At 48.0% G+C, this 12,275-nt stretch carries 12 protein-coding genes; 11 read left to right on the top strand and 1 reads right to left on the bottom strand.

All coding sequences use genetic code 11. The annotated features are described in order from the left end of the window. Positions 1-7: 7 nt before the first annotated feature. The 8 genes from OXR61_RS06755 (at position 8) to OXR61_RS06790 (ending at position 7,994) form a co-directional block, all read left to right on the top strand. Positions 8-412: a hypothetical protein gene (locus OXR61_RS06755; RefSeq protein WP_267411492.1), complete on the top strand. Its 405-nt coding sequence runs from the start codon at positions 8-10 to the stop codon at positions 410-412. A 259-nt stretch (positions 413-671) separates the two neighbouring features. After that, the gene (locus OXR61_RS06760; protein WP_267411493.1) at positions 672-2,852 is read left to right on the top strand and encodes a hypothetical protein; all 2,181 of its coding nucleotides are present in this window, start codon (positions 672-674) and stop codon (positions 2,850-2,852) included. Positions 2,853-2,868: 16 nt separating this feature from the next. Then, the gene (locus tag OXR61_RS06765; protein WP_267411494.1) at positions 2,869-3,177 is read left to right on the top strand and encodes a hypothetical protein; all 309 of its coding nucleotides are present in this window, start codon (positions 2,869-2,871) and stop codon (positions 3,175-3,177) included. Positions 3,178-3,311: 134 nt separating this feature from the next. Next, entirely contained in the window at positions 3,312-3,719 is a 408-nt protein-coding gene (locus OXR61_RS06770; protein ID WP_267411496.1) for a TIGR03757 family integrating conjugative element protein, read from the top strand. Further along, a complete protein-coding gene (locus OXR61_RS06775; RefSeq protein ID WP_222985808.1) occupies positions 3,716-4,687 on the top strand; it encodes a TIGR03756 family integrating conjugative element protein in 972 nt (323 codons plus the stop codon). The genes OXR61_RS06770 and OXR61_RS06775 overlap by 4 nt, the downstream gene beginning before the upstream one ends. A gap of 11 nt (positions 4,688-4,698) precedes the next feature. Continuing rightward, entirely contained in the window at positions 4,699-6,123 is a 1,425-nt protein-coding gene (locus tag OXR61_RS06780) for an integrating conjugative element protein (protein ID WP_267411504.1), read from the top strand. A gap of 1 nt (position 6,124) precedes the next feature. Beyond that, positions 6,125-6,463 (top strand): hypothetical protein, encoded by a 339-nt coding sequence (locus OXR61_RS06785; RefSeq protein WP_267411506.1) that lies wholly within the window; start codon positions 6,125-6,127, stop codon positions 6,461-6,463. 10 nt (positions 6,464-6,473) lie between these two features. Further along, positions 6,474-7,994, top strand: a complete 1,521-nt coding sequence (locus OXR61_RS06790; RefSeq protein ID WP_267411508.1) for a conjugal transfer protein TraG N-terminal domain-containing protein — start codon at positions 6,474-6,476, stop codon at positions 7,992-7,994. A gap of 49 nt (positions 7,995-8,043) precedes the next feature. Here OXR61_RS06790 and OXR61_RS06795 read toward each other — a convergent pair whose 3' ends face one another. Beyond that, positions 8,044-8,265, bottom strand: coding sequence for a hypothetical protein (locus OXR61_RS06795; protein WP_146068652.1), 222 nt, complete (start codon positions 8,263-8,265; stop codon positions 8,044-8,046). A 241-nt stretch (positions 8,266-8,506) separates the two neighbouring features. Here OXR61_RS06795 and OXR61_RS06800 point away from each other — a divergent pair, with 241 nt between their 5' ends. The 3 genes from OXR61_RS06800 (at position 8,507) to OXR61_RS06810 (ending at position 12,217) form a co-directional block, all read left to right on the top strand. Further along, entirely contained in the window at positions 8,507-9,358 is an 852-nt protein-coding gene (locus OXR61_RS06800) for a hypothetical protein (RefSeq protein ID WP_267411512.1), read from the top strand. A 984-nt stretch (positions 9,359-10,342) separates the two neighbouring features. Next, positions 10,343-11,233, top strand: coding sequence for an integrase domain-containing protein (locus OXR61_RS06805; RefSeq protein WP_255152473.1), 891 nt, complete (start codon positions 10,343-10,345; stop codon positions 11,231-11,233). Positions 11,234-11,800: 567 nt separating this feature from the next. Next, positions 11,801-12,217, top strand: coding sequence for a hypothetical protein (locus OXR61_RS06810; RefSeq protein WP_267411521.1), 417 nt, complete (start codon positions 11,801-11,803; stop codon positions 12,215-12,217). The last annotated feature ends 58 nt before the right edge of the window (positions 12,218-12,275 follow it).

Genomic DNA, 12,275 nt, shown 5'->3' on the forward strand with positions numbered 1-12,275 from the left:
GGAACCCATGAAAAAACTGACTATGGCACCGCCAGTGGTCGTAGCGGATAAGGCGCTGATTGCGTCTGTCATTTTTACCGTACCACCGCAGGGGACGGCATCAATTGGTCAGTCCGACAGTGTCTCACTGGAAATACTGCAGCGCGAGATCACAAGTCGGCTTGATAAGCCGGTTCTGATTTCAGCCTTCCCTCACCGCGTTGGGCGCCGCAGTTGCGTGGCGGTACATTTGACAGATGCCGGCGGGAAAAAACTGGATATTCTCATCACGGTAACCGGTAACACGCTGTGGCCTGGTGAAGCTGAGTTCGAAAGCAGTCTGCGCTGGAATATCTGCGTGCCGGATGCCACCGATATGTTATGGGTGCTGAAGGAGATCGAAAGAGTTACAGACGGCGAGGTGTTCAGTTAAATCGGCCCTGCCTGTTTGTCAGTCAGCGGTTTCAAGCTGTCTGACAAACAGGCAGGCTGCGGGTGCGGGCGGCATAGAGCCCGCGATTAAGTTTGCATTAGATTTTATTTTAGTTTTTAATTAATGCCCTCTAGTCATTCAGTTATAGCCAACAAAGTTACATTTGAGTTATTAAGACCAAGCTAAATATATAATGACTTAGGTGTTCTTATTAAACATTCACACAAACGAAACCTACCCTCGCCAAAAGAGTATTTTTATGGATGAATTACTGGACTGTGCTTCAATTATCTCAGGTATCAAGCAAAGCGATATTTTGCAAAATGAAATATTAAAGGATGCTAGTAAAAAAGTAAGCAAGCTTTCAAAAAAAGAAAAGTTAGTGCTTTTGAAATCAGCAGTTGAAATGATGATGATAAGCATTAAGGATAGTAATCATGATTTGTCTATCGGTGTCGCGAGATTCATTTTTTTGTCTGGCTTAGATACGCCATTAAAAACCATTAAAGAGTTAGGCGCCTTCCGACCCTCAAAGTATGGTTACAAAACCAGTTTACTTAAACTTGTTATAAAAGATTTATGCAAAATCACAACATTCATTGATGAAGATAAAAAGTATATTAATAATGTACTGGCATTAGTTAAGTTTTCCCCCGAGGTATTGTGTTTAAAGACGAAAATACAGGCCTTTATAAAATCCAGACCTCACTTTCTAAAGAACTCTCTTGCTATAGCTGAAACTGAATTTATCGACATGGGCTTAAGGAATAGCAATAGAGCAGATAATGTTGAAGATCATCTTTATTCCTTAAGCAGAGAAACATTCTTGTCCTCTATATCTTACACTTTACAGTTGTACAAGGAGGTTAAAAATGAAATTTTAAGCAGCGATAGTATTTATGTCGAGAGCACTAGTATGGATAAAGCGTATCTGAATATTTTTCGTGATGCTTATCTGATACAAATATTTAAAGAGTCAGAGATTAATGTTGATTTCTTCCATTACGATGCCACTCTCATAGATAACAATAATTTAATAATTGAAAACCGTGAGTTTGAGTATTATGTTCGTTCGGGATATGCCAAGTCAGAGTTAAGATGGTCATCATTGTTCTCTCAGTTTTACAACAATGAAGAAGTTAAGGATTTCCCTAAGCTTGAGATCATAATGGATGATTTATTCAATAATGAAGTTGCTGAAAGGTTTCTTTATGAAATAAAGGAGGAACCAATTGAAAGAATCGTGGCTAAAGCACTATTCTTGAATTACGAGGAGAATAAAGATCTATTTTGTACAGATACGCTTTTCTTTGAAGAAATATTGATGCTATGGACTTTATCAAATGAAAATTATACCAGTGATTTCGCCAACATAAATCTTTATAAAGAATTCACGGCTTTAGATATACTAAAAATACAAAGATTTTTCAGTTACATTAGTCATGTATATAAAAAGGCTTATGAAAACATTTCAAAAATAGATGCCACTAAAGCTAAAGTTCTGAGAAAAAGGTCACTCTTGCCGGTGATGAAAACTGAGGATTTAGCTGATGCTTTACACAGAATAACAGGGCACTCCATTGAGGATTGTACAAGTTTTATTCATAGAATAAGTGTTAATTTTGATGATCCTAAAAGTGTCATCGATCTTCAATATTCCGCTATTGTTAAAATGGGGAATGCCAGCCTCATACTACCAACCATCTTCTCTAGTTCTAATCTTATCAGAGCCTTTGCACTCAATGAAAAAGTCCACCTGTCAATTATTGAAAAAAAAGATGCAATGGTCAACTCCATCAAGAATCAACTTCTTAAATCAGGCTTTTCCGTAGTGAATGACCTGCAATATGGAAAAGTTGAAATTGATATTTTAGCTTACCTAGACGGCCACCTATTCGTTTTTGAATGCAAAAATCCTTATCATCCAGTCAACCCCTTTGAGTTAAGAAATACTTATAATCAAATAATAAAGGGCTTTGATCAGATAAAAAAAATTAAAGACATCCTTAAAGACAAGCAATCCTTGAGGCAGTTATTGCACAAGGCCAAATTTGAACATGAGAGCATTAAAGAAGTACACTATGGCGTAATAAATGCCAATCGTGTTTTGTGTGGACTAACAGAGGATAACATCAGCGTCTTTCATGCCAACGAACTGATTAATTTTATAAAAGCAGGTGAAGTGGTTATGGATGACGGCATTTACAGAACATGGAAGGGGGAATATTTCACTGTGAATGATCTCATAAGATATATCAACCGAGATGTTTTAGTGAATGACTTTAGAGAGATAAGTAAAGATGTTTACTATGAATATAAATTCAGAGCTTTTAAATTAACATTGATGTCTAATTTTTTTGAAGTACATAAACTTCCAAGCTTGTTTAAAGGTAAATATTTAAGTCTTAACAAAAATCAAAGTGCACCTGGTTTTTTGTAATAAAAAATAAGACTTGGTGGTTGAATTCCTTACCATTGCGACCGATTCAGATGAGGAAGCACGTGCTGCGTGGGCCATGCGTGCCTGGGAAAACAGCGACCTCTGGTTTGCCAGAAATACTCCAGCCAGCATTGAAGCGGAAGACCTCCATGAACAGGATGCTGAACACCCTCCTGAACAAAGCCTTCCTGCAGAGTGGCTTCCATTTATCGTGGAGGGCGAAACCCGATGGAGCATAGAGCGTAACGCAGCTGCAGCAGGTTTTGTCCGTAAAATGGATTATCTGGAGTGGCGCCGCGACAGCACCGTCGGCGGGGCATCCTGATCATGCGGAATCACGGTTTTCTCAACCAGCCTGCGCGCTGAGAAATTATCAGCGCCGGGCTCAGAGTTAATTACTGACCGGCCCCTGTTATTGAACGCACCCTGAGCAGGTTACTCACTCAGGGAGTGTTCTCCATGAAATTTTCATTTTGCTGCCTCGCAGCACTGTTACTTACCGCCGGCGCCCATGCCGGCACCGTTATTTATACCGACAGCGCCCACCCCGTAACGGGTAACCCCAGGCCTGACGTGACTGTCATTATGCTGGATGCGCCTGACCGGCTGCAGGCGGATCTCTTCGGCCCGCTGCCGGCAGACCCGGCACAGGCTGAACAGCAGGCGCGGGCTGTCATCAGTTCGCCTGCGTTTAAGCAGCGTCAGCAGGACCTTGCCGGAACCTATGCTGGTCTCACGCACGCCTGGTCGCTGGGTCTTGAGAAATACCCCGCGGTGGTGTTTGACGATAAGTGGGTGGTCTACGGCACCACGGACGTCGGCGTGGCAACGCAGCAGCTGAACGCCCGGAAGGAGTCCGCACAGTGAAAATGTCTTTCTCCCGCCCGCGCCGGCTGGCACTCGCCACGTTAATGGCCTGCACCGGCACGATGGCCAGCGTCAATACCGCGAGCCTGCTCTCAAGCGCCGCCAGTCCTGACTGTATCAGCTGGCGCATCAGCGGTATCTGTTACTGGCTATTCTGCACGCCTTTCGGCTGCTCCGTTAAAACCTCCGTGAAGGTCACTCATTTCATTCCGGAAGCCGTGGTTTCAGCCTACCTGAGCCCTGGAGCCAATCCCTGGACGGAGATGTCGGCCGTCAGCAGCCTGGCTGATGGCGCCGAGAGTGCGCTCCTGGGAGGCGCTGCAGGTGTGGCGACCGGTGGCGGACGGCAGGAAATGAAGGCACCCGGCGATCGTAAGCAGAACCTGCACTTTTACTACGGCGATGCGTATGGCCATCCAGCTACCAGACTCATCGGCGGAATGGTGCCGGGTTATTCCTGTGACAGTGCCGCCACGCCTTTTATGCCGTACTTCACAAGCAGCCTCGATGCGCTTGCCTGGCGCACCGGCGTACCGGAATCGCTCTACCCGGAGGCGTTAATCCCGGGACAGCGTGAGATTGGCAGCACGGCCAGCGGCAACATGTGGGGGAATGTCTACCCCCGAAGCGGCTTTGTCACTCAGACCGACAGCTACAAGTCGGCGGCCGTTGTGGTACAGCGCGTGGCTGACATTATCACCCGACAGGGACAGCTGCATGTCTACAGCCCGCTCACCGGGCAGCGTTCGCCGGGCTACTGGCCACCTGACCCCGTCCAGGAAAATACCGGCACAAAAAATCACAAATGGCAGCGTCTCTCTCCCCAGCTCTCGCAGAGCTGCGCAGTGTTCCCCGACACCGGCGGGCAGATAGCTGAAAACGGCAACTATGCCTGGGCGCTGTGGCAGCCCTACAGCTGCTGCAAACGACGTGGCCAGACCTTCCTTTACAGTACCGATTTCTCCTGAGGACTAAGCAGATGAAACAGCATTATTCGCAGCGGCTCTACCGCCCTCTGGCGGCATTAGCCTTCTCCGCCTTTCTCTCCCTGCCGGCACTGGCTGTGGACACGTCACTTTCGTCCGGCGGTGCGTCAGTAAGCGGCGCGATTAACGATGGACTTTTTTACTCTATTGGTGGCGGCTCAGTGATCTCACCGCCACCGAGCCGCAGCAACATGTCCCGGCTGGGGCTGAATGGTGGGTGGAGCAGTGACCTCATGTGCGGCAACTTTGACCTGAAAACGACCGTAGGCAATCAGCTCAACGGCATCACCAGCGGATTCAAGGACCTTATGGGCAACGTGATTCAGGGCGCGACCGGCGCGGTCATGAGCATGCCGGCAATGGCCATTCAGCGTGCTAATCCTGGACTGTATGAAATGCTCACCAACGGGGTGCTGCAGGCAGGGCTCAACTTCGATAAAGCGCAACTCAATTGCCAGAATATGTCAAAAAAGCTTGCTGATTACACTCTGGGCAGCAAGTGGCAGCAGGCTGCTGTATCCGAAGAATACAAGGATATTGTGGCGTCCAGCGGCGGAGACGCCGTCTCCAGCGACCAGCAGCTGCAGAAGGCCACCGGTGAAGAAGGCGTAACCTGGGTTGGCGGTCAGAAGCGCGGAGGCAAAGGCCAGCAGGCCATTCAGCCGACCCGTGACCTGGCTAAAGCCGGTTATAACATGATGAACAGTCTGCCGGTGACCAGCAACAGCAGCGTGGGCTCCGCCAGCTGCAACGGCACGGTCTGCCAGCGCTGGAAAACCTCGGATGATGCGGCTGCGGCGGTGGTTAAGGTGCTGGGCGATCGTTCGATCCGGACCTGCAGAGAAACCAGCGAATGCACAAGCGGCGGGGCTGAAAACCAGCCCGGCAGTTCTGTCGCCGGCACGGGATTCTCGCCCGTGCTTGAAGATGCTACCAAAGCCAATCTGGAACAACTGGGTAAACTGGTAGGCGGTGAACTGCAGCCAACGGCCGATAACCTGGCGGCGCTTAAAACCGGCAGCCTGGTTGTAACGCGCGGCGTTATACAGTCACTGCGCGATGACCCGGACAAGGTCGCGCTGGTTCAGCGCCTGGCCGGCGAGCTGGCGATGGCTGACACCGTGGAAACAGCACTGACCATGCGGCGCATGCTGACCACCGGCGAATCCGAGCCAAACGCCGCTGAGCAACCCGAGGCGCTTGCTGAAGGGGACCGCCGCATCGATGCGCTTGACCGCGAGCTCAGCGCCCTGCGTAACGAGATGGAGCTGCGCAAATCCATCAGCAACAACAGCCTGCTGACCACGCTGGCGCGTCAGGGAGAGCGTAACCAGGATAACCAGCTGCAGCAGAAAGCCGGCAATCAGGATCAGGGCTTCAGCCAGATGAACCAGACGCAGTCTTCCGGAGCAAACTGATATGGCACTCTCCTCTATTCGCGGCCGTGCAGGCCGCATATTACTCATGCTTCTCCCGTTACTGCTGGTAACCATAGCTATGTTTGCGCTGGCTTCGGTCTTTATGGCGTATGACCCGGACGGCCAGCTGACACGCCTCTGGCTGCACGAGAGCCGGTGGGGGCTGTTTGCCTGGCGACTTGTGATGTATGCCGGCATCGCTGCAGCCTGGGGCCTGAAGATCCGCCCGCAGCTTCTGAAGCGGTGGCCGGTGGCTCGTGCCCGCCTGCCGCGCACCGAGCTGCTCGGGGTGCTGTTTATTCTGGCCACGGAATGCGTGGCCTGGACCGGCACGGCATAAGGGGAAGATCATGACAGCAAACAGTTACCTGGAATATTTTCTGGTCCTCTTTGGCTGGGTGATGAACAATGCCATGTGGACCATTCTCAGCAGCACAGGGCTCTTCGCGCTGCCGCTGGTTTTTAAGGTCATGGGCGTGTGGCTCAAGGTGCGTGAGGAAGGTGCAGACGAAGGGAATAAAGGATTACTGGCGCTCCCGCGCATTGAGCATGCCATTTATGTTTCATTTGTGGTGATGCTTTTTTGCTGCATCCCGCTGCTGCCAGTAGATATCAGCACCATCAAATTCGACAGTTCCCGGGCAAAGCAGTGTGGCATCAGCGTACCCACGCCGCAGAACTCGGGCTACAGCGGTTTAGTCAATGACTTTGACGGTCGTACCGCCCAGGTGCCCATCTGGTGGTATCTGCTGCATATGATGTCTAAGGGCACCACCCAAGCCATGATCGCGTCCATTCCCTGCGGCACGCAACTGCGCCAGATGCGCTTTGACGTGCAGAACACGAAGCTGCGTGACCCGGTATTGCTGCAGGAGGTCCAGGACTTTGCAGATCAGTGTTATTCAAGGGCCTATTTCCGGCTCAAGAACAGCAATAGTCAGCTCAGCGATGCCACCATTAACTCGGTAGGCTGGATTGGCAGCGACTACTTCCTGAACACGTCGGGCTATTACGACTACTACACCGCCACCACCCCGAGGAGCCAGTGGCCCTATAACAGCTCCCGCGACAGCGGCTATCCGGACACCGGTCAGGGCGGCTATCCCACCTGTAAAACGTGGTGGTCCGATGGCTCTTCGGGGCTTCGTACTCGCGTGCTGGCCACCTTTAGTGATTACACACGTAAAGAAGTGCAGAGGCAATTTCCCGGTCAGCAATGGGAAGAGGTCGTGCTGCGGTGGATAGTAAGCCCGCGAAATGCCGGACTTTCGGGAGGCGGTGTTACTTACATGGCCGGTGCAGATGACACCGCCTCCGGTATTGGCGGAAATCTGTCACGGCTGGCATCTACTGTAGGTTTAGGTATGAAGCAGGTAGAAGCACTTCCTGGCTTCGATGCGCTGAAACAGGCGCTTCCGATGATTCAGGCGCTTCTGCAGATGATGATTATCACTGTGATACCGGTGCTGATGATGTTCAGTGCTTACGAGCCCAAAACAGTGGTTACCATATCATTTGCACTGTTTGCATTGCAGTTTATCACCTTTTGGTGGGAGCTGGCAGGATGGCTTGATGACAGATTGATCACTATTTTGTACTCAAGTCTTGCGGCTAATGGGCTTGCTTCAGGTCAACCTATAGCGGATTTCCTTAGTTCACCTCGTGATGGATGGATAATGAATCTTGTGCTGGGAATGATGTACGTAGTTTTTCCGGCATTCTGGGTGGGCATGCTTGGCTGGATAGGGGTAAAAATTGGTGGCATTGCTGAGGGATTCATTAAGGGTGGCGCTCAAGCTCAACAGGCTGGACAAGAAGGGGGGGCGATGGCAGGAGAGGCTGTTAAAGCTGGGGTGAAGAAACTCGTCTAATACTCATTATAACTAGTGCTGAGGCTGGCAGTTTCATCGCTGACAGCCTCTAATCACGATCTATCCTGAAATTGCCTACATACCACCCATAACCTTCAGCACCATCACGAAACCCGTCTTTAGGTTTTTTGGTCTTATTAGTCGAAGCAGGTAGTTTTGAAACAATCAAAGAAGCTGCTGTGCAAGCTGTCTTTACAGAGTCTCTCACGTCGTCCCCAAAACTACGACCACTCTCGTATTTCTCTAACTCTTCATTCCAGTCACTTGCCATAAGATCTTCCTCGTTCACAACACAAAGCAAAGATTGTCATGTCGAATCACATTACTAAAAAACAGCACTACTGGCAAATTTTTGAACAGTAAAACGGCTCGTTTCATCAGGTACCACATTAGGGTTCTATCAAGTTGTCCATCGGATGAATTTTGAATTTATTACAAAACCCACTTCTCACAGAGATGTTATAGTAAGGTGCGAAAAATGAAGTTCATCTTTAAAACATACTGGTGAAAAAATGGTCTCATCCAAAACGCATAGACTTAATTCGCTTTTCAGTGATTCTAAGTTTCAATTAACAAGTGAGCTCTTATCAGCATGCATTGGTTATGGAAGCCATATTGAACCATATGGATTTATTACTGGGTTTAGTGGTAAAAAAAGAGATGGATATGCAATTTTACTGCGGCTAATGTCAAGGGCTTTTGATGTAAATGACGTGCCAATTGATGATGACAGAATATACACCAGGTATAGCAAGGAGGTTGATGCATTTATTGCTTCCCTGAGTAAACCACAGTTAAATGAAATCGCCGGTGAGTTGAAACATATTTATCTTCACCTGCAAGGGATTTTAAATTATGCGGGAGTTACTCATGTAAAATTAAGGCGAGAAATCGGCCCCAAAGAATTGCCTCGACAAAAAATTAATGAAGCAACAGTATCATCTCATTTTTCTGGACGTCTTAATTATAGTGACTTACTTATGCTGTATAAATCTGCAGCTGATTTATTAGGTAAAGAAAAAATACCTGTACTTATGGACGTACTTAACTCTTTTACTGACACCAATAACAAAGGTGGCTATGGATCTATATCGATTGAGTTAAGCATACCTGCAGAGGATGTCCTGTACTCATACTTAATGTTCCCTTCGAATCAAATGGAAGGAGAAGAGTGGATAATAATGAACAGGTCCTCAACAGGTGTAGTTGAAATACCTGTTTCCAGCATTGTTATTAGCGATGATAAGATCAGGAAATTTTATGAGGAAAGCTATAGGGATTTAACTTTGGATTTTGCACAGCAATTATTCAGCATGGAGTATTCTAGAACATGGGGGGGGTTACCACTGTTCCGTTCCTTCTAACTAGTTTCGAAATGGCGTAGAGTTCTAATAATTTATTGAACCTTTATTCGCCACCTGCTTCAGACTCGTTATCTTATATGATTCGCATGAGGCTATGACATTTAACTTGTAAAAGGATCATGCTTCGATCTAACATCTCCCTCGTTGTACCGTTGCGTAAAGCAACATGCCAATGTCCCGGCAATCTGAGAGGGACGCCTTCGGGTGATTGCATGCCAAAACCGTCATGACCTGAGAGACGGTGCCTTAGGGCGGTAACTCCGTTTAACCTTTGAAAACGGAGGTCGCACAACGACGAAGGTCCTTTTCTTTCTATGCCTGTTCAGGGTTTTTTCATCTCCACGGCGTTTTTCGCCAACGTTTACTCTTTCGTTCAGACGCTGAATTCCGGTTGCACACTTTGCGACGTGGGTATGACCATTTGGAACATTTGGGCATCTTCCACGACTGCATTGAGAGCAGAGGAGCGCGGCGTCACTTGCGTTCGAGTGAAACGAGTACCAAGTGACGCGCGCAGCGCATAACTGGCAGCGCTGACGCACTGCCGTTTAAACAACTTCTTTACCAACTGACCAACACGTACTCAAAGGTTTTAAGCGCCTTAAAGACGTGCTTCATTCACTGTTTGTTCACTTATCAATCAAACGTCTTAACCGTAAAAACGGCCAGGGACTTCATTAAAAGAGGAGAAAATCGACACGATATCGATGGCGACACCAGTCAACACACTGGTGTGTGGAAGCAGACTGATTCATTTCAGCCCGGTGCAAACCGCGAACAGGTCAGAGACCTGGGGAGCTTCGCAATAACTCAACATTTCGCCGCCCCGATGCACAGATATCTGTCGAGACGCAGGAAGCGCAACAATAAACCGTGCCGTCGGGGTGAAATTCATCGTCTGTAGCTGTGGTGCAGTCGGTGTCAGTGCTTTTCCGTTCACACAGACGGAAAAGCACTGACACCTGTTTAAGTGGAGGGGGGATTATGGCAAAACTTAATAAAAATCTTAAAACGCTTGCCAGACAGGCGGGGGGAAGTTTTAAAACTGTTTCTGACCGAATGAAAATTGCTGACAGGTTTGCCGAACGTTTATTAAGGCTTAATGTTCAAATCAGAGATATCAAGAACATTAAAACGTCGCATATCGAACTGTATATGAAAAGTCGCCTTTCAGAAGAAATTTCCAGGCGCACTCTTCAAAATGAAATGGCGGCGATCCGCGCTTTACTGCGGGTTGCAGGAAAGACATTCATGGCTAATCCTTCTCATGAAAAACTGAGCAACCAGGCCCTGGGGATTTCGGAAACGAGCCGGGACGGAACGAAGGTTGCCATTCCCGATACTTATTTTCGTCAGGTATTAACGAGTGTAGAGCAAAAGGATGAGGGCATTGCCTGCGCAATGAAGCTATCCCGATTACTCGGTTTAAGAACGGAAGAAACAGTTCAGTCTGCTAAATCATTGCGTACCTGGCAAAAAGCGTTACTGAATGGGGACGAAAAAATACGCATTGTATTCGGTACAAAAGGAGGGCGCCCAAGAGATACCACGGTATTAGATCGTGATGCGACTCTGGCTGCAATCAATGCGTCTCTTAAACATCTGAGTGAAAATAATGGCAAGTTAATCGATAAACCATCATTACATACGGCCATTGAACGCTATCGCAATGTCGTCCGTGAATCAGGATTAACCGGTAAATATGCACCCCATAGTTTACGTTATGCGTACTCTGTTGATGTTATGAATCTCCATATGAAAAAAGGTTTTACTAAAGAAGAGGCACAGGCTCTTGCATCAATGGATCTGGGACATGGCGATGGCAGGGGGCATTACGTGGCGCGTATTTATAACAAGGTTGAGCTTCATGATTAAGCATGGTTTTATTTCTGGTGATGTTTCGATTATTTGTCGCGTGCTTTTAGGGTTTAAAGTAAACATTTCACGCATTATCGACAGGGGACATTGCGAGGTAGCCTGTTTACAGGAGGCTTATGCCCATTATGGTGACAGGTTCACCCGTACTGATGCCTGTCTGTACTTCACTCAGGGCGCACTGTTTTGAAACTTTCAGGATTGTGCTGAGAGAAAAATAATGCGGGGAGATCTTTGCGTTGACACTCTTGCCTGAGGTGCGGGAATTGTGTACGCTTATTTTGTTAACGTTGTCTCTGACAACTGCCAATGTTCCGGTGATTTGAGAGGAACGCCTTCGGGTAATCACATGCCAATGCCATCACAACCTGAGAGATGGCGCTTTCGGGCGGTTACAAATCTGTTTAACCTTTGAAAACAGAGACCCCTGTGGTTAAGGTCCTTCTCTACTTCGCTTCACTCTCCTGAACATCTTATTTACTCATCAGCCATTTTTGGCCTGATTCTCACCCTGAGGGATACTTTCCCTTTGGGACGGTTCCCTTTTTTTCATAAGGAATCGTACCCATGCATTATACCAAAATGATCAATCCGCTCATGTTACTGAATTGTGATTCCCCCGCTTCTGCAAGAATCATGGTGGATTACGTTAAAACTCAGCTTAACGTACGTCTTGGTTACAAACTCATGGTTGACGCCGATCCTCAGGTTCCTGCTGACGGCCTTCCTGACTACCTGACTTTTCTCAGATATGTTGCACATACCGTTGGTTTTGCAACTGAGCATTGCTTCATAAGACACACCTTTGTCGAAGAGGCCGTGACCGAGCTTACGCTCCTGGGGGTAAATGTTCACAGTCGTCACTGGAATACCGCTTTTCACCAGGGCGTTACCCTGTCTCGCCAGGAAAAAGAACTGGACGACGCTACAGAAGAAGCGCGCAAAATGTTTTATCAGAGCGCCGGTTTTTCTGACATCGCCTGACTGCCTTATTAAACGAACAGTCTTTCACCCTCACGGGACTTCTGTCCCCGTCAGGGGC

This window comes from Pantoea sp. GM_Pan_4 (assembly GCF_026541005.1).
In the GTDB taxonomy this organism is placed as follows: domain Bacteria; phylum Pseudomonadota; class Gammaproteobacteria; order Enterobacterales; family Enterobacteriaceae; genus Pantoea; species Pantoea dispersa.

What these genes read in the sequence shown, in the direction of transcription:
- OXR61_RS06755 (WP_267411492.1), top strand. Translation starts at nt 8, where the DNA reads ATGAAAAAACTGACTATGGCACCGCCAGTGGTCGTAGCGGATAAGGCG.
- OXR61_RS06760 (WP_267411493.1), top strand. Translation starts at nt 672, where the DNA reads ATGGATGAATTACTGGACTGTGCTTCAATTATCTCAGGTATCAAGCAA.
- OXR61_RS06770 (WP_267411496.1), top strand. Translation starts at nt 3,312, where the DNA reads ATGAAATTTTCATTTTGCTGCCTCGCAGCACTGTTACTTACCGCCGGC.
- OXR61_RS06780 (WP_267411504.1), top strand. Translation starts at nt 4,699, where the DNA reads ATGAAACAGCATTATTCGCAGCGGCTCTACCGCCCTCTGGCGGCATTA.
- OXR61_RS06785 (WP_267411506.1), top strand. Translation starts at nt 6,125, where the DNA reads ATGGCACTCTCCTCTATTCGCGGCCGTGCAGGCCGCATATTACTCATG.
- OXR61_RS06790 (WP_267411508.1), top strand. Translation starts at nt 6,474, where the DNA reads ATGACAGCAAACAGTTACCTGGAATATTTTCTGGTCCTCTTTGGCTGG.
- OXR61_RS06795 (WP_146068652.1), bottom strand. Translation starts at nt 8,265, where the DNA reads ATGGCAAGTGACTGGAATGAAGAGTTAGAGAAATACGAGAGTGGTCGT.
- OXR61_RS06800 (WP_267411512.1), top strand. Translation starts at nt 8,507, where the DNA reads ATGGTCTCATCCAAAACGCATAGACTTAATTCGCTTTTCAGTGATTCT.
- OXR61_RS06805 (WP_255152473.1), top strand. Translation starts at nt 10,343, where the DNA reads ATGGCAAAACTTAATAAAAATCTTAAAACGCTTGCCAGACAGGCGGGG.
- OXR61_RS06810 (WP_267411521.1), top strand. Translation starts at nt 11,801, where the DNA reads ATGCATTATACCAAAATGATCAATCCGCTCATGTTACTGAATTGTGAT.